We start from the raw sequence: 16353 nt of genomic DNA, 5'->3' as shown, positions 1-16353 counted from the left end.
TGCAGGCTCCGGAAATTGCGCCGTTAGGGCATGATGCCGAAAAGTGTGAAGCGGTTTTCGGACGACATCATGCTCTATTTCCTGATTTAGAGGCGGATTCAGATTTCAGGTCGGACAGACCTGAAATCATCCGGCTCTAGGCGTGTTGGCCGGACCGATCTTCGACCCGAACGCTCCATCATACTGCGAAATGGACCGTACGGCCATTCGAATGGACAAGCCTGGTGACAGGTCAATTTCCATTTGTTGAATTCCAAACTATGATAGCCCATGGGGCATTCATCTCTGGGGTTTTCTCCATGCCGACACGCGACAACCCGCCGTTTCCGGCGGCCCTGCGCCTTTTCTCGGCGGGGGTCATCATCGTCCTGATCGTCGGGGCCGGCCTGTTTTTCGCGCCCGCGCTGGTCAAGCCGCGCTGGCCCTGGGCCGTCACGCCGTTCAATGCCCGCTTCCTCGGCGGCTTCTACACCGCCGAAATGGCAGTGATGGCGGCGCTGCTGGTCTGGAATCGCTGGTCGCCCGGCAGGCTCGTGCTGGTCATGGCCTTCATCTTCACCGTCATCGTGTCGGCGGCTTCGTTCATCAACCTTGGCTATTTCAACTTCGAGCGCAAAGCCCCCTGGCTCTGGTTTCTGGTCTATCTTGCGTCAGCCGCGGTATCCGGGCTGTTCCTGTGGCTGGCAAGGGCTCGCCCTTCTGCAAAAGGCGTGATCTTGAACTCCGCATGGCGCGCCTACCTACCGGCGGAAATGGCAGTCCTGGGGCTCTACGGCGTCGGCCTGTTGCTGTTTCCCCTGACATTCGGTGGCTTCTGGCCATGGCCGATCGATGCTTTTCACGCCCAGGTCTACAGCGCCATCTTCCTCGCCGGCGCCGGCGGCACCTATCTCGTCTGGAGAAGTGCACCGCGTGAGGAATTGCTGGTGCTCGGCCTGGCGCAGTTTCTGGTTGGCCTGCTTGCTGTTCTTGGCCTCTTCATCACCGACGCTGCCGTGCACCGGATCGACTGGACGGCGGCCGGGACATTGTGCTGGCTCGCCCTTTTCGGCTGGATCGGCATCAGCGGTATCCTCAAACTCTACGCCGCCCCCCGGCATTTTGCCGCGCAATCGGCATAGGTCGCAGAGACGGCTGGATTTTCAGGTGACGTCCGGTGCATCGTGCCGGGCATATTGCCTCTGTCGCTTTGTTCTGACGCAATTCCGGACGGAAAACCGCTCACACTTTTCCTGAAATTGCGTTAGGCGGGAAAGCCATGACCAGCACGACCTCCTTATCCGAGAAAATCCAGCCGCAGCTCCGGGCCGTCCGGCCAAACGATGCCGAGGCGCTGTGCGCTATCTTCAATATGCCGGGGTTCCGCTGGGGCACGCTCAGGATGCCGTTCGAGATGGTGGAGCAGGTGGAGCGGCGCATCGCCAAGTCCGGCCCGGAAACCACCTGGATCGTTGCGGAGCTGGACGGCAAGGTTGTCGGCCATGGCAGCCTGGTCGCGCAGGGTTCGCCCCGCCGCTCGCATATCGGCGAGATCAATATCGGCCTTGACGATGGCTTTGTCGGCAGAGGCATCGGCTCTGCCATCCTTGGCGCGCTGCTTGACGTGGCCGACAACTGGCGCGCCCTGAAGCGGGTCGAGTTGACTGTCTATGCCGACAACGAACCGGCCATCCGTCTCTACACAAGCCACGGCTTCGGGGTCGAGGGACGGCATGTGAAGGCCGGTTTTACCGACGGGCAGTACCACGACCTCCTGAGCATGGCCCGGCTGCGGTTCTGATGACCGCCGTCCCTGCCCCTGCGCCTCCGGTGGACATTTTGGCTGTGCTGTCGCTGCTCTGCCCGGAGGTCGTGCGTGACATCGAGCAGAACTGGAATGCGCCGGTTTCCGATTATGCCCGCCATCTGTGGCGGCCGGTGGCAAGGCCTGGATCGGCCCCGTCGATCGCTGCCCGCTCGATCCTGCGCGACGTCCTGCAGCAGCGCCTCGGTGCGATCATGCAGCCCGAAGCGATCGACAAGGCCCTCGACGAATTCGACCACAGACCGGTTATCCAGTCCGGCCTGCACTGCCTGCTTCTGATGGATCGCATCACCTTCGATGCCCTGCTGCTTGCCTGGCTCGGCGCGGTCGAAAACGGGCTGTCGGCTTTTTTCGGCTTCATGGGAACGACGATGACCATGGAGACAACCGGCCGGGAGGGGCCGGGATGGCTCGATGTCGGCGACGACAAGGTCAATTTGTTTGGCATGGGGCGCCACAAACTGTGCCGCAAAAGCGCCTGCGCGGCCGGTCCCGTTACCCTCAACGGGCGCGCGCTCGAAACGGTGGGCAATGAGACGGATGCCAGAAGCTGGCTGGGCACGCTGCTTGCCAGCCAGGGCAAGGTATTTGCAACAGCCGCCGATGCGCTGACAGAACTCAACGAGGATCTGGTCGCCGATTGGGATCGTTCCGGCATGGCCCGGCCGGTTTTCGTCGATGATAGGCTGGCCGCGACTGTCGTGGCGCGGCATCTGGAAGATGAAGGCAGTCTTCTTTCCAGGCTGCTCCTCAAGCCCCCAAGGCGCCGGCGTCTCGACCATGCCTTGCAAGAAGCCGCATCGGGCCCATTTGGCAGGTTCCTGCCCAATGCCACGGCCTATTTCTGGGGCATCCGCGAGCAGCGCGTGCGCAAGCTCGTCCTCGAGAACGGGCGGCTGATCGAGCCTGACAGGCCGCATGGTCTTTCCATCCCGTTCGAGCGGCCGCATCTCCAGCAGGCACTGCTGGACGGCATGCTTTTGCCGGACTTGTTCCTGATGTTCCTTGCCCTTGCCATATTGCCGCGCGTGCGGGTTGTGGGCGGCCTGAGACAGATTGGCTATGTCGCGCTTTTCCACTCGATCCTGCTGGCTGCGCTGGATGAACACGCGCCAGAAGAGCGCGATCTGGCCGCCGAGCTGCAGGTTCGGGAAAATGCCTGGGGCATGCGGGTCATCGATGAAAAGATCTCGGTCCGCGAGCAGCTTGCCGGCCTGCCGGAAGGGGCGCTCTTCCCGGACCTGCTCCGGCAATACCGGTTGCGGACATTTGCCGAGACGACCGACGACCTGAAACCGGTTCGCGAAAACCCCCGATGGCGCAAGATCGGCCGGGCCTCACGCCTCTGATCCGGCCGGGCTTTAGCCCGTCATTGCACCACACCGGCCTTGCGGAGCCCCTCGACCATGAGTTCGAAATCGGCAGGGTTCTTGTAAGGCAAGACCTTGCGGCGGTGTTCCAGCGAATAGGCGGGATTGACGCGAAGCAGGTCCTGCCATGCCGTATGGGCCTCCTCCAGACGGCCCAGATGGCCGTAGGTGGCGGCCAGAAGCGCGCGCGAGAGGTCGGTGACAGCGTTGCGAGCCAGCCGTTGCAGCAAGAGGTCGACCGCCTCTTCGTACCTTCCCAGTTGAAACGATGCCAAAGCCTGGAAGTGCAGAAGCACATCCGGGAAGTATGGATTCAAGGTCTTTCCCCGGGCGAAACTCTCTAGCGCCTCCGCGGGTCTACCCGAATAATACAGCGCCTCGCCGCGGGCGACGTGGGCTTCGGCGAAGTTCGGATTGAGGGCTATCGCGCGCTCCACCTCGCCGATGGCCTCATCGTGCCGTCGTGTGTAAAGCTTGGCCGATGCCAGCGCCCAGTGCGCCCAGGGATCGCTGTCATCCAGCGTTACCGCTCGCGTTGCTGCCTCTTCCGCTTGCGCCATCGAGTCCGACGCACCCCACCTGTTGAGGTAATCGAGCCCGTACGTGAGGGCTAGGAAAGCGTGGGCAGAGGCAAATTTCGGGTCCAGTTCGATGGCCCGCTGCAAGAGCTCGCGGGCCGCGACGTTCGTGTCCTTCGTCAGCCGGTGCCATAGCTCCCGGCCCCGCAGGAAACAGTCATACGCCTCCGGGTTGCGCTGGTGTTCGGGCGCCAGCCGCAGACGGTCATCCTCGGTCAGATTGAGCGCCAGTGCACCGACGATGTGCTGCGTCACGTCATCCTGCACGGCGAAAATGTCGGTCAGATCGCGATCGAACCGCTCCGCCCAAAGATGGCCGCCTGAGATTGCATCGATGAGCTGCGCGGTGATGCGTACCTTGTTCCCCGACTTGCGTACGCTGCCTTCAAGGACATAGCGCACGCCGAGCTTCGTGCCGACATCCTGCACATGGACGTTCTGGCCCTTGAAGATGAAGGACGAATTGCGAGCGATGACGAAGAGCTGTGACAGTTTGGACAGCGCCGTGATGATGTCTTCGGAGATGCCGTCGGCGAAGTAGTCCTGTTCGGCATCACCGCTCATATTGGCGAACGGCAGCACGGCGATCGACAGTTTCGGCGGCGCTGCCGCAGCCGGAGGGCTCGTCGGGGTTTGCGAGGTCACGGCCACCTTGGCCCCGGCGCCGACCTGCAGCGAATACACCCGGATCGGCTCGGCGATGTTCTTGAGCTGTGTGCTGCCGAGATCGCTGACCGAGAGGTCAAGCCTGGCCTTGACCTGGCGATAGGCATCCTCGGACAGGCAGATGGCGCCGGGCGCCGCAACGCCCTCCAGACGCGAGGCGATGTTGACGCCGTCACCCATCAGGTCGCCATCGCTCTCTTCGACCACGTCGCCCAGATGGATGCCGATCCTGAACTCGATGCGGCGCTCCTGCGGTACGCCGGCATTGCGCTCAACCATACCGTTTTGAATCTCAACGGCGCAGCGCACGGCATCCACCACACTGCGAAACTCAACCAGCGCCCCGTCTCCGGTACGCTTGATAACCCGCCCGTGGTGCACTGCAATGATCGGATCGATCAGGTCGCTGCGCAGTGCCCGCAACCTCGCCAAGGTACGATCTTCGTCCGCGCTCGCGAGCCGGCTGTATCCGACCACATCTGCAGCCAGGATTGCGGCCAGCTTACGGTTCTCGCTCATGGGTCGCCTCCTCATCTCCATCATAGCAGGAAGACGGCGGGACGAGGGAATTTTCGCAAATCACGGCCACGCAGCCGCGCTACCGGCAGCGCTCTGACACCAGCCCACGCGGATGCCCATTTGCGCTGCCGCACCGACCAGTTCGGCGTTTATCCGAGCACGGCCTCCACAGTGGCGACAAAGTCATCGAGCGAGCGGTCGCCGCGAATCTCGATGCGCGGAAGGTCGATGAGATCGCTATCGAGGTCCGCCGGCCCGTGCCTGCGGCCGAAGCCTACTCGATAGCCGCACTCCCTGGCCAGCCGGCCAAGCCGTCGGTCGGTGACGGAGAAGGGTGCCGCGAACGCCGTGGTTGGACGGCCGGTCCAGCGTTCGATGAACAGACGAGAGCGCAGGAGCTCGGCGGCCAGGTCAGCGCTCGACAGACCATCGATGGCGCGATGCGTCGCCATGTGGCTGCCGAAGAAGGCGCCTTCGGCAGCGAGGCGTCGCACCGTCCCGGCGCCCATAAGCGGCGTCGGCGGACCGATGTCGGTGTCCCACTTTGCACTTTCGCCCACCAGGTCCGTCACCAGGAACACTTCCGCAGTCAGGTCGTTGGCGCGCAAGATCGGCCAGGCACGGTCGGCGAAGTTCTGGAAGCCGTCATCGAAGGTGATGAGCACCGGGCGGCCGACGAAAGGCTGACGGTTGGCGATGGAGGCTTCCAGCTGCTCGGAGCCAATGGCGTGAAAGCCATTGGCGCGCAGCCATCCCATCTGGCTGGCGAATGCGGCGGGCGTGAGCCGAAAGCGAGCGAGCGCGGCCGGACCTTCATCGGCAACGCCGTGATACATGAGGACAGGGATATGCTGGCGCTGCTCGTTACGTGCGACGTCGCGGCGCAAGGCTCGCGCCCCACCCCAGACGATATTTCGCGCGACGCCGATTTCGATGGGCGCGCGGATCGGCACATGATCGATCACCGGGTCCGTCGCCACATCGCCCGGCGATAGGCGGCGGAAGCGGTCTATGCGGTAGAGCTCGGTCTGGATCGATTGCTCGAAGACGAGGCCTTCGGTCGCCGCCAGCGTCTCGGAGATCGCCTGGGCACCGAATGTGTTCCAGTCGAAGCCCGTCTTTTCGACATTGTCACGCAACACGAATGCGTGTGCGCTGATGAAGCTGCCGCCAGGCGCCAACGCCTCGGCGAATTTCCTGGCGATGCGCCGTAGCTCGGCGAGGTCATCCAAGTAGTAGAGCACTTCCGAACAGACGATCAGATCCATCTCACCCGGCAGCGTGTCGGCAGCGAAATCGAGTACGCCGAACTCGACATTCGGCTGATCGGTGCATCGCACGCGGGCCCGCCCGACGGCTATGGCGGAGATGTCGGTTGCGGTCAAATGGCCGACGCGAGGCGCCAGCTGCCGCGTGAAATGACCCTCCGCACAGGCCAACTCAAGCGCTCGCCCGATGGAACCGGGAGGCAGAATTTCGAGCTGGCGCTCATATTTTTCCTGCTCATAGGACGAACCGTAGTTCCAGGGATCTTCGGTCGCGAAATAGCTGTTCCAGAACGCCGTGCGATCCTTGTCGTGCTTGTCCGCGACCCGTGCGCGGCGCGGCGCAACAGGCTCTGACGGTTCAGCGCTCGACCGAACCAGGTCATGCGCCTGTGCGGCCAATTGCGCGAGTTTGCCGAAATGGCTGTCCGGATCGGGCTCGCTTCCCGCCATGGCAAACGATGCCTCGGCTGCAGGCGTGTTTGACGTGGTCGCGCCGGCGCCCTTTTGCGGTGCAGGCGATCCTCCCGCAAGCCGCTCAGCAGGCACTACATCCAGGATCAATTCAATCCAATGATCGCTCGTCACCGTCCCGAGTGCACCGAACTGCACGACAGCCTCGATCCGGCCATCCAGCATCAGATGGGCATAAATCTGATCGATGCCTTCCGGCAGTTCGGTCGCGGTCGGGTTGCGAGCGTCGACGCGAACTCCGAGCGTTCGCGCCAGCCTGCGCGGCGTGGCAAGATCGTCGGGTTCGAGAAGCATTTGCTCAAGCTGGTACTGGACGCGGCGAGCCGCTGCGGGATTGTCCCAGATCTTGCCGAGTTCGATGATCAACGCTGTGATGGCACCGCCGAAGCTGTCCCACCGGGCAGCCAGTTGCCCCGGCACCGAAAGGCTTCCTGCCACAAGGCCATCGAAGATCACCTTGGCGATCTCACGCGCCCACTTGCGTCCCGCCGGGAGCGCGCGCAGGGGCTGCGGGTCTATCGAGCGCGAGCCTGAGCCGCATTCGGACGCGGCGTTCCGCAACGCCAGCCAAGCAAGCGCTTCGGATGCGGTGCCGCCGTTCGCCGAACTGGAAACCAAGGGATTATGCGCCACGCCGTCTTACCTGCGCCTGGTTCTGAGGGAGAACAAGTGTCCCGCAACGCGCTTACATCGCCGGTCTGGAAAAAGCAAAAGGCGCCCCGAAAGGCGCCTCTTCATCGCTTGATTCCCCCTAGAGGAAACTGGAGCGGGTGAAGCGATTCGAACGCTCGACCCCAACCTTGGCAAGGTTGTGCTCTACCCCTGAGCTACACCCGCTCACACGGCCCTCGGGGCCGCAAGCCGGGCCTATATGGCTGAAGAGCGCGGCGATTGCAACAGGGAAATGACGGGCTTTTTGGTCGCGGCAAATCGCTTGGCGGAACCTTGTCGGCCACGCGGGTGGTTCATCGACTTCCCGCATGACGGTCTTGTCTCGGCGGCATCATTGGCCGTAAACGGCTTTGCCGCGCGCCGATACAGGGGGAAGACCACCAATGCCGAAGACCGAAGCTGAGCTTTTCGCCTTTCTTGCCGATCTCGGCATATCAGTGTCGACCGTGCGCCATCCGCCGCTCTATACGGTGGCCGATTCGCAGTCGCTGCGCGGCGAGATACCGGGCGGGCACACGAAAAATCTGTTTCTCAAGGACAAGAAGGACAATTTCTTCCTGGTCAGCGTCGGCGAGGAGGCGGTGGTCGACCTGAAGCAGATCCACACGATCATCGGCGCCGCCGGCCGGGTGTCGTTCGGCAAGCCGGAGATGCTGATGGAGCTGCTCGGTGTCATTCCGGGCGCGGTCACCGTGTTCGGGCTGATCAACGACACCGAAGGACGGGTCAAGGTGGTGCTCGACCAGGATTTGATGGCACATGCGACAGTCAACGCGCATCCGCTGACCAATGAGGCGACGACGTCGATCGCGTCCGCCGACCTCATCAGATTCGTCGAGGCAACCGGACATGATGCTGCTATCTTGAAAGTCTCGGCTTGATCGCCACATGGATGGCGAAAACTGACCTCTAGTTAAGGACGTCGCGCTGCTCCGCTGGGCGCGATCGGAAGGGCGACGAGATGAGCGACAACAACAATCCGTTTGGCGGCCAATTCGGCGGCAATTCTGGCCAGTACACCACGTCCGTGCAATATGGCGGCGCCGAGCCGGCCAAGTCGGCACCTGGCCCGACTCCCGGCGCAGCACCTGCCGCTGGCGAGCTGATCAAGGACACCACGACCGCCACTTTCGCCGCCGACGTCATCCAGGAATCGCGCAAACAGCCGGTACTGGTCGATTTCTGGGCGCCGTGGTGCGGGCCCTGCAAGCAGCTCACGCCGCTTCTGGAAAAGGCGGTCAAGGCCGCCGGCGGCAAGGTCAAGCTGGTCAAAATGAACATTGACGATCATCCCTCGATCGCCGGCCAGCTCGGCATCCAGTCGATCCCGGCGGTCATCGCCTTCAAGGACGGCCAGCCTGTCGACGGCTTCATGGGCGCCATCCCCGAGAGCCAGATCGCCGAGTTCATCACCAAGGTCGGCGGCAAGGGCAATGGCGCGCCGCCGGTGGCCGAAGCACTGGCCGCGGCGGCGGAAGCGCATGCGGCGGGCGATGCGCAGACCGCAGCCGACATTTACGACGCCATCCTGGCGCAAGCGCCGGAGACGATCGAGGCGATTGCCGGGCTGGGCGAGCTTCTGTTCGAGGCCGGCGACAGCGACGGCGCCGAGGCGCTGCTGGCAACGGCGCCGGAGGCCAAGAAAAATGCGCCGGCACTTGCCGCGCTGCGTGCCAAGATGACGCTGGCTGCGGAAGCGGCAGCACTTGGCAATCCAGCTGAATTCGAGCAGCGACTGGCCGCCAATCCCGGCGACCACCAGGCGCGTTTCGACCTCGCCATGATCCAGAACGCCAGGGGCGAGCGCCATGCGGCGGCCGACAATCTTCTGGCGATTATAAAAGCCGACCGGACGTGGAACGAGGACGGCGCCAGGGCGCAGCTGCTGAAACTGTTCGAGGCCTGGGGCATGACCGACGAGGCGACGCTGGCGGCACGGCGCAAATTGTCGTCGCTGCTGTTTTCCTGAGCCGTTTGCCGGCCAAATTGCCGGGGCGTGGCTGTCGGGCCTTGCGGTCGGCGGCCGCCGCGCCAGATTAGGCCGATAACATCGCGCCCGAAGCGGGTCGGAGGAGTGAAGGTGCAGGTCGGAAACGCATTTTACCGGGTCGGCAAGGATCTGCCGGCAACCATTCCGGTGTTTCCGCTTGCCGGCGCGCTGCTGCTGCCGGGCGGGCGCATGCCGCTCAACATCTTCGAGCCGCGCTACCTGCAGATGGTGGATGAGGCGATCGCCGGCGCGCGGCTGATCGGCATCGTCCAGCCCAGCCTCAATGGCGCGTTGCGCGCCGACGGGGAGCCGGAACTGTGCAATGTCGGCTGCGCCGGGCGCATCATCTCGATGGCCGAGAGCGGCGACGGCCGCTATCTGGTTTCGCTGCAGGGCGTCTGCCGTTTCCGCATCACCAGCGAATTGCCGGTGAAGACGCCTTTCCGGCAATGCAAGCTGGCGCCGTTCCTCACCGATCTTGCCGAAGACCAGGCGGCAAGCGAGGTCGACCGGCCGGCGCTGTTGAAAGCGTTTCGCGCTTATCTGCAGGCCAACGATCTCGAAGCCGATTGGGAAAGCGTCAGCCGCGCCGAGAACACCATGCTGGTCAATGCGCTGTCGATGATGGCGCCCTACGGACCGGCCGAGAAACAGGCGCTGCTGGAGGCGCCCGACCTGAAAGCCCGCGCGGAGACGCTGATCGCCATCACCGAAATGGCGCTGGCGCGCGAGAATGAGGACTTTGGCTCCAGCCTGCAATAAGGGCTGAGCCGATGGCTGAAGGGGGATCCAATGGCTGCGGATGGGCGTGACGGCAAGTCGGTCAATGTCGATCCAAAATTGCTGGAGCTGCTGGCCTGCCCGCTGACCAAGGGGCCGCTGGCCTGGGACCCGGTGCGCGGCGAGTTGATCTCGCGGATCGCCAAGCTCGCTTATCCCGTGCGCGACGGCATCCCGATCATGCTGCCCTCGGAGGCGCGGACTATTTCGGCGGAAGACGTGCTGTCGCCGCCGCGATTGGGTGGGCCGGGCTGAGGGACCAGGGGTGGTTCAAACGGACCTCAGCCTAAGAAGCCATTCTGTTGGCGATCCTTCGCGCCCCCCTCTGCCCTTGCCGGCATTAATGTCATGGGCTCCCGACCGCCCTGCACTTGCCTACTGAAAATTCCGCCCCTTGGGCATGACCCTTTCAGCTTTGTCCGAGAGGGTGGCAATGTCGGGCCGGGCAGCCGGCGTCATCTCTTCCAGCAGCACCGTCAGCCACGGTGTCAAATCCTCGATCTTTTCGGCGACGATGTGGATGACGTCGGATTCCGACTGCAGCTTGCCGGTGACCTTGACGAAGCGCGCGCCCATGACGATGGGCCGGAAACGGGTAAAGGTCCGCTCCCAGAAAATGACGTTGGCGACGGCCTTGTCGTCTTCCAGCGTCAGGAAGATCGCATTGCCCTTGCCGGGCCGCTGCCGCACCAGCACCAGGCCGGCGACCGAGACCCGCCTGCCGTCGCGCACCGAGCCGAGATTGGCATTGGGAATGACGCCGGCGCGGTCGAGCCGCTCGCGCAGGAAGGCGACCGGATGCGCCTTCAGCGACAGGCCGAGCGCGCGGTAGTCGTGGATGACGTGCTCGCCGAGCGGCATTGTCGGCAGTTTTGTCTCGGGCTCGAGTTCGCGCAGCCGGATCGCCGGCTGGTCGAACAGCGGCAGCCGTTCGGCGGCGCTCTTGCCATCCAGCGCGCGCACCGCCCACAAGGCTTCACGACGATCGAGGCCGAGTGAGCGGAAGGCGTCAGCCTGCGCCAGTCTTTCGATTTCGCCGACATCGAGGCCCGAGCGCAGCCAGACATCCCTGACGCTTGTATAGCCGGCGCCGCGCCGCGCGGTGAAAGCTTCCATACGCTTCTCGGCCAAGCCCTTGATCTGACGGAAGCCAAGCCGGACGGCGTACCGGGTCTTGATGACACCGCGCATTTCGGCATGGCGCGCCAGGATGCGGCCCGGATCGAATTGGGCTTTCTCCAGGGTGCAGTCCCAGTCGGAAAAATTGACGTCGACGTCGCGGATGTCGACGCCATGGTCGCGCGCGTCGCGCACCAGCTGGGCCGGCTGGTAAAACCCCATCGGCTGCGAATTCAGGATCGCGGCGCAGAACACGTCGGGATAAAAGGTCTTGAACCAGCAGGAGGCATAGACGAGCAAAGCGAAGGAGGCGGCGTGGCTTTCGGGAAAGCCGTATTCGCCGAAGCCTTCGATCTGCTTGAAGCAGCGCTCGGCGAAGTCCTTGGTGTATCCCTTGCCGACCATGCCGTCGATCATGCGCTGGCGGTAATTGCCGATGGTGCCGGTGCGCTTGAAGGTGGCCATGGCGCGGCGTAGTTCGTCGGCTTCGCCGGGTTTGAAACCACCGGCGACGATTGCAATATTCATCGCCTGTTCCTGAAACAGCGGCACGCCGAGTGTCTTCTTGAGAATAGCCTCCAGCTCTGGCTTTTGATATTCAGCCGCTTCCTTGCCCTGCCGACGGCGCAGATAGGGGTGCACCATGTAGCCCTGGATCGGGCCGGGCCGCACGATCGCCACCTCGATGACCAGGTCGTAGAATTCGCGCGGGCGTAGACGCGGCAGCATCGACATCTGCGCGCGCGATTCGATCTGGAAGACGCCGAGCGTGTCGGCGCGGCAGATCATGTCGTACACGTCGTTCTCTTCCGGCGGCAGGGTGGCCAGCACATAGGGTCGGCCGTAATCATCCCGGGCCTTCGGATAATGGTCGGTGAGCAAGGTGAAGGCGCGCTTCAGGCAGGTCAGCATGCCAAGCGCCAGAATATCCACCTTCAGGATCTTCACCGCGTCGAGATCGTCCTTATCCCACTCGACCATCTTGCGCGCCTCCATCGCCGTCTTGACGATGGGGACGATCTCGTCGAGCCGGTCGCGGGTAATGACGAAGCCGCCGACATGCTGCGACAGATGCCGGGGAAAGCCCATGATCTCGTTGGCGTGGGCGATCACGTGACGGGTCGAGGTCTCGTTGCGGTCGAGGCCGCCGGCATGCGCCTCCTTCTCGCCGAGCTCCGAGGTCGACCAGCCCCAGATCGAACTGGAGAGCGCAATGCGGACATCGTCCGATAGGCCCATGGCCTTGGCCACCTCGCGCAGCGCCGAGCGGCCGCGATAGCTGATGACGGCGGCAGCCAGCGCGGTGCGCTTGGCGCTGTATTTGGAGTAGATGTACTGGATCACCTCCTCACGCCGCTCATGCTCGAAATCGACGTCGATGTCGGGCGGCTCGTTGCGCTCCTCGGAAATGAAGCGCTCGAACAACGTGTCGATGCGCTCGGGGCCGACCTCGGTGATGCCGATGCAGTAGCAGACGATCGAGTTGGCGGCCGAGCCTCTGCCCTGGCACAGAATGCCCTCATTGCGGGCGAACTGGACGATGTCGTAAACGGTCAGGAAATAGCGCGCATAATTCAGACGCTCGATCAGAGCGAGCTCCTCACTGATGCGCTGCAAGACGGAAGCGGGGACGCCCGCCGGATAGCGCGTGGCGGCCCCCTCCCTGGCCAGACGCTCTAGCTCGGCCTGCGGCCCAAGCCCTGATTGCGTCGGCTCGTCGGGATAATTGTACTGGAGGTCGCTGAGCGAGAAGGTCAGTTCGCCGGCAAAGCGCAGCGTCTCGGCCAGCGCCGGTGGATGGCGGCGGAAGAGACGGGCCATTTCCAGCGGCGGCTTCAGATGGCGCTCGGCGTTGGCCGTCAGCTCCAGCCCGACCTCGGCGACCGGCAAATTGAGGCGGATGGCGGTGAGCACATCTTGCAGCGAGCGGCGCTCGGCGCTGTGATAAAGCACGTCGTTGGTCGCCATCAGCGGCACGCCGGCGATGTCCGCCATGCCCGCCGCCTGCTCGATGCGGAAACGGTCATTGCCGCGATAATCCGGCGCCATGCCTAGCCGCAAATTAGCGCCGAAACGGTCTTTCAGTTGACGGACCAATGCCAGGGGATCGTCGGCATTCGCCGAGAGATCCGGCAGCACCGCCAGCGACAGCAGGTCGCCCCATTCGAGCAGGTCGCTGCGCTGGAGAAGGGTCGCGCCCTTCTCGTTTTCATCGCGCAAATTGGCTTGCGTCAGCATGCGGCAGAGATGGCCCCAGCCCTTGCGGTTCTGCGGATAGGCGAGAATGTCCGGCGTGCCGTCGCCGAACACCAGGCGGCAACCGGGGTGATAGGCGAGCTTCTCGACCTTGGCCTGCTGCCAGGCGCGCACGACGCCGGCCACCGTGTTGCGGTCTGCCAGTCCGATCGAGGAAAAGCCGAGGAATTTGGCCGCCACCACCAGCTCCTCCGGCTTGGAGGCGCCGCGCAGGAAGGAGAAGTTCGACTGGATGCCGAATTCCGCATAGGGGATGACGGTCAGCGCGTTCATGCGAAGACCCCATGCATGAACCAGCGCGGCGGCACCTGCGGGTTGCCATAGAGGCCTTGCCGGTAGAGCCAGTAGCGGCGGCCGTCGGCATCCTCGATCCGGAAATAGTCACGCGTCGATGTGAGCGGATCGCTTGACGTTTCACGCCACCATTCCGGCGCGATGCGTTCCGGCCCCTCGGCGCGCGCGACCCGGTAGAGCGCGCAGCGCCAGCGGAAATTCATCGGCGGACCCTCAGGCATTTCGGTGGCCGGCACCTCGATCGGCTCGGGCGAACGGAACAGCCGGATCGGCCGTTCCGGCGGGAAGATGGTTGCGCGCGGCGCGTCTTTCGAGCCCGGCTTCCTGGGCGGTGCTTTGCGTTGTGGCGCTTCGGAGAACGGGATGGTGGCGACCGCGCGCTCCGGCAGATGGCTCTCGACGGCAATCGGCTTCAGCACAGCAGCATCGCCGAGCCTGGCGCGGATGCGGTCGGCAAAGAGTGCCATGTCGGCGCCATCATCCTCGGTCTCGCCGGTCAAATCGGCCTGCTGCATGTCGAAGCCGGCGGCCGCCAGCACCGAAAGCCGCACCAGGTCGAAGCCGTAGCCGGCATCGATGTCCTGTTCGAGCGCGGCCAGCCGCTCATGGAACAGGCGCTGGATAAGCTTGGGTTCGCGCAGCGGACGCGAGGTGCCGACAGCGATGCGGCTGACGGCGCCGTCGACGCGAAACAACAGCAGCGCCAGCATCCTTGCGCCTTCGCCGCGGCGTTCGAGATCGGCCTTCAGCGTCACCGCCAGCAAGAGCACCAGCCGTTCGATCTCGGCGGTCAGCACGACCGGCTCGGCCAGGTGGCGTTCGACTGAAAGGGGCGCCACCGGCAGGCGCGGCGATACCGCCTCGTCGAGGCGGCCGAGCGCCTGGTCAAGACGCAACAGCAAGGTCGCGCCGAAGCGACGGGCGAGCGGCGCGCGCGGCGCTGCCATGACCGCGCCGGCGGTCCGCAGGCCGACGCTTTCCAAGCTGGCGCGGATATCGGCCTCGATGCGCAGTGCCGCCAGCGGCAAGGGGGCGAGCAGCGCTTCCTCCTCGCCGGAGACAAAGATGCGGTTGCCGCAGAAGCGCGCCGCCGCCCAGGCTGCACCCGGCGTCGCGGCCAACCCGGCGCGGACATCGAAACCCTGCTGGAAAAACCGCGCAAGGATGTCGTCCAGCATGGCGCGCTCGCCGCCGAACAGATGCGTGCAGCCGGTGACGTCGAGATAAAGGCCATCAGTACCGTCGAGCGCCACCAGCGGCGTATAGCGATCGCACCAGTCGGCGAGGCCTTCGAGCAGCCGGCGATCGGCGTCCGGATCGGCCTCGACGACGTCGATCGAGGGATGCATGGCGCGCGCATCGGCAATGCCCATGCCAGGCTTCAGATGCAGCGCCTCAGCCCGCTCGTCGAGGGCCGATATGCGCTGGGCGTTGCGGTCGCGATGGCTGATCACGAGCGGTGGGTGAGATGGCGGCAGATGATCCGAAGGCCGGGAACGCCACGACCGTCCCAGGCGCTGGCGCAGGATCCGTTCTGCCGCCAGATGCGGGAACCACAGCGACAGAATTCTCTGCCCGTTTTTCGCGGGGCTTTCTTTCTTCGAATGCGTGTTCATCGGGGTTCCACTCCAGTGTGAATTGTCCAGGCAGAGCGGTGCGGCTCTTGCCGATGCTGACGGTGAAGGCAGGCCGGCCGATCGAGCCGGCGAGCGACCCGGCGATCGTCCGGCGGCTCGCCGCTGGTGCAGCCGACACGATGAGGCGCACCGGTGCGGCGGTCGGCTCGGCTTCGCCGGCCTGGCGCAGCAGGAACACCGGCCGGCCGGCGTTTTGGGCGCGCGCGTGCAGCCGGCGCGTCGCGGTGAGGTCGAGCCGCTGCGGGCTGCCACGGATTTCGAGGATGATTGCGGCGAGCGCCGTCATCTTCGCGGCCTCCTCGGCTACCCACAGCGCATCGGTGAGTTTCGGCGCCTCGGAAAACAGCAATTGCTCCGGTGCGATACCGAACATGCCCTGCAATCCCCTGGCATAGGGAAAGCCGGCCTCGCGAAAAATCTCCGATGTGCCGATCCACAGCACGGGCAAGGGCTGGCCCTTGAGGATCAGGCTGACAAGCGACAGCACAAAGCCGGCGACGGCCCCGGCATTGCGGGTCTCAAGGCCATGGATTTCGCTCAAGGCGGCTTTCGGAAGGCCGCCGCTCAGCGCCGCATCGAGGCGCTCGACGCCGGTGGCCAGGAAAGCATCCGGCGAAGCCACGGCAAGCCCGCGCCGGATGATGGTGACATCGGCATCGGGTTCAGGCGCGGCGTCGAGGCCAGGACCCGCGCGCAGCCCCTCGCCAGCCGGCGCGGCCAGGCGCTCGGGCAGCGTTCCCTCGATCTTCGCGATCTGGCGGCGCAGGGCAAAAACAGTCTCCCGCGCCACGGCTGATGTCGCCATGACGGTCAATTTCTTTCACAACTGTTCCTGTTATGTTCCTATAGATTCCAGAGGGTGCCGGAAGAGTCAAGCGGAGTCAGAAGGAATTTATTCCTCTATAGCCATTGACGTCATGGAATTACCG

Annotated in this window: 12 protein-coding genes and 1 tRNA gene; 7 read left to right on the top strand and 6 right to left on the bottom strand. The window is 64.3% G+C overall.

What is annotated here, in order from left to right:
* Positions 1-299: 299 nt before the first annotated feature.
* The 3 genes from NKJ18_RS22190 (at position 300) to NKJ18_RS22180 (ending at position 3153) form a co-directional block, all read left to right on the top strand.
* Positions 300-1121 (top strand): hypothetical protein, encoded by an 822-nt coding sequence (locus NKJ18_RS22190; RefSeq protein ID WP_023702558.1) that lies wholly within the window; start codon positions 300-302, stop codon positions 1119-1121.
* Between the two features lie 137 nt (positions 1122-1258).
* Entirely contained in the window at positions 1259-1780 is a 522-nt protein-coding gene (locus tag NKJ18_RS22185) for a GNAT family N-acetyltransferase (RefSeq protein ID WP_352759690.1), read from the top strand.
* Between the two features lie 29 nt (positions 1781-1809).
* The gene (locus NKJ18_RS22180; protein ID WP_352759689.1) at positions 1810-3153 is read left to right on the top strand and encodes a hypothetical protein; all 1344 of its coding nucleotides are present in this window, start codon (positions 1810-1812) and stop codon (positions 3151-3153) included.
* A gap of 20 nt (positions 3154-3173) precedes the next feature.
* Here the strand turns inward: NKJ18_RS22180 and NKJ18_RS22175 are convergent, their stop codons facing one another.
* The 3 genes from NKJ18_RS22175 to NKJ18_RS22165 form a co-directional block, all read right to left on the bottom strand.
* The gene (locus NKJ18_RS22175; protein WP_023702561.1) at positions 3174-4937 is read right to left on the bottom strand and encodes an adenylate/guanylate cyclase domain-containing protein; all 1764 of its coding nucleotides are present in this window, start codon (positions 4935-4937) and stop codon (positions 3174-3176) included.
* 149 nt (positions 4938-5086) lie between these two features.
* A complete protein-coding gene (locus NKJ18_RS22170) occupies positions 5087-7309 on the bottom strand; it encodes an SAM-dependent methyltransferase (RefSeq protein WP_352759686.1) in 2223 nt (740 codons plus the stop codon).
* A gap of 129 nt (positions 7310-7438) precedes the next feature.
* Positions 7439-7513, bottom strand: a tRNA-Gly gene (locus NKJ18_RS22165).
* A gap of 218 nt (positions 7514-7731) precedes the next feature.
* On the opposite strand from NKJ18_RS22165, the gene NKJ18_RS22160 reads away from it, so the two are divergent.
* From NKJ18_RS22160 to NKJ18_RS22145, 4 genes are all read left to right on the top strand, one after another.
* Entirely contained in the window at positions 7732-8229 is a 498-nt protein-coding gene (locus tag NKJ18_RS22160; protein WP_352759683.1) for a prolyl-tRNA synthetase associated domain-containing protein, read from the top strand.
* Positions 8230-8309: 80 nt separating this feature from the next.
* Positions 8310-9317, top strand: coding sequence for a thioredoxin (gene trxA / locus NKJ18_RS22155; RefSeq protein ID WP_352759681.1), 1008 nt, complete (start codon positions 8310-8312; stop codon positions 9315-9317).
* A gap of 111 nt (positions 9318-9428) precedes the next feature.
* Positions 9429-10100 (top strand): LON peptidase substrate-binding domain-containing protein, encoded by a 672-nt coding sequence (locus NKJ18_RS22150; protein WP_023685086.1) that lies wholly within the window; start codon positions 9429-9431, stop codon positions 10098-10100.
* A gap of 30 nt (positions 10101-10130) precedes the next feature.
* Entirely contained in the window at positions 10131-10373 is a 243-nt protein-coding gene (locus NKJ18_RS22145; RefSeq protein WP_023687636.1) for a Trm112 family protein, read from the top strand.
* 120 nt (positions 10374-10493) lie between these two features.
* Here NKJ18_RS22145 and NKJ18_RS22140 read toward each other — a convergent pair whose 3' ends face one another.
* From NKJ18_RS22140 to NKJ18_RS22130, 3 genes are read right to left on the bottom strand one after another with little or no spacing between them, the layout of a single operon-like run.
* Positions 10494-13766, bottom strand: a complete 3273-nt coding sequence (locus NKJ18_RS22140; RefSeq protein WP_352759679.1) for an error-prone DNA polymerase — start codon at positions 13764-13766, stop codon at positions 10494-10496.
* On the bottom strand, positions 13763-15241 hold the full coding sequence (locus tag NKJ18_RS22135) for a DUF6504 family protein (RefSeq protein ID WP_352759676.1): 1479 nt from the start codon (positions 15239-15241) through the stop codon (positions 13763-13765). Before NKJ18_RS22135 ends, NKJ18_RS22140 begins: the two co-directional genes overlap by 4 nt.
* Positions 15183-16229: an ImuA family protein gene (locus tag NKJ18_RS22130; protein ID WP_023736737.1), complete on the bottom strand. Its 1047-nt coding sequence runs from the start codon at positions 16227-16229 to the stop codon at positions 15183-15185. The genes NKJ18_RS22135 and NKJ18_RS22130 overlap by 59 nt, the downstream gene beginning before the upstream one ends.
* Positions 16230-16353 lie beyond the last annotated feature (124 nt).

This window comes from Mesorhizobium sp. M0217, from assembly GCF_040321955.1.
Taxonomy (GTDB): Bacteria; Pseudomonadota; Alphaproteobacteria; order Rhizobiales; family Rhizobiaceae; genus Mesorhizobium.
The sequence above is the reverse complement of the archived record's forward strand: the minus strand, read 5'-3'. Positions and strand labels throughout refer to the sequence as shown.

Bases quoted from the DNA above. Each gene is read 5' to 3' on its own strand.
- NKJ18_RS22185 (WP_352759690.1), top strand. From the start codon at position 1,259: ATGACCAGCACGACCTCCTTATCCGAGAAAATCCAGCCGCAGCTCCGG.
- NKJ18_RS22160 (WP_352759683.1), top strand. From the start codon at position 7,732: ATGCCGAAGACCGAAGCTGAGCTTTTCGCCTTTCTTGCCGATCTCGGC.
- trxA (WP_352759681.1), top strand. From the start codon at position 8,310: ATGAGCGACAACAACAATCCGTTTGGCGGCCAATTCGGCGGCAATTCT.
- NKJ18_RS22140 (WP_352759679.1), bottom strand. From the start codon at position 13,766: ATGAACGCGCTGACCGTCATCCCCTATGCGGAATTCGGCATCCAGTCG.
- NKJ18_RS22145 (WP_023687636.1), top strand. From the start codon at position 10,131: ATGGCTGCGGATGGGCGTGACGGCAAGTCGGTCAATGTCGATCCAAAA.
- NKJ18_RS22130 (WP_023736737.1), bottom strand. From the start codon at position 16,229: ATGGCGACATCAGCCGTGGCGCGGGAGACTGTTTTTGCCCTGCGCCGC.
- NKJ18_RS22175 (WP_023702561.1), bottom strand. From the start codon at position 4,937: ATGAGCGAGAACCGTAAGCTGGCCGCAATCCTGGCTGCAGATGTGGTC.
- NKJ18_RS22190 (WP_023702558.1), top strand. From the start codon at position 300: ATGCCGACACGCGACAACCCGCCGTTTCCGGCGGCCCTGCGCCTTTTC.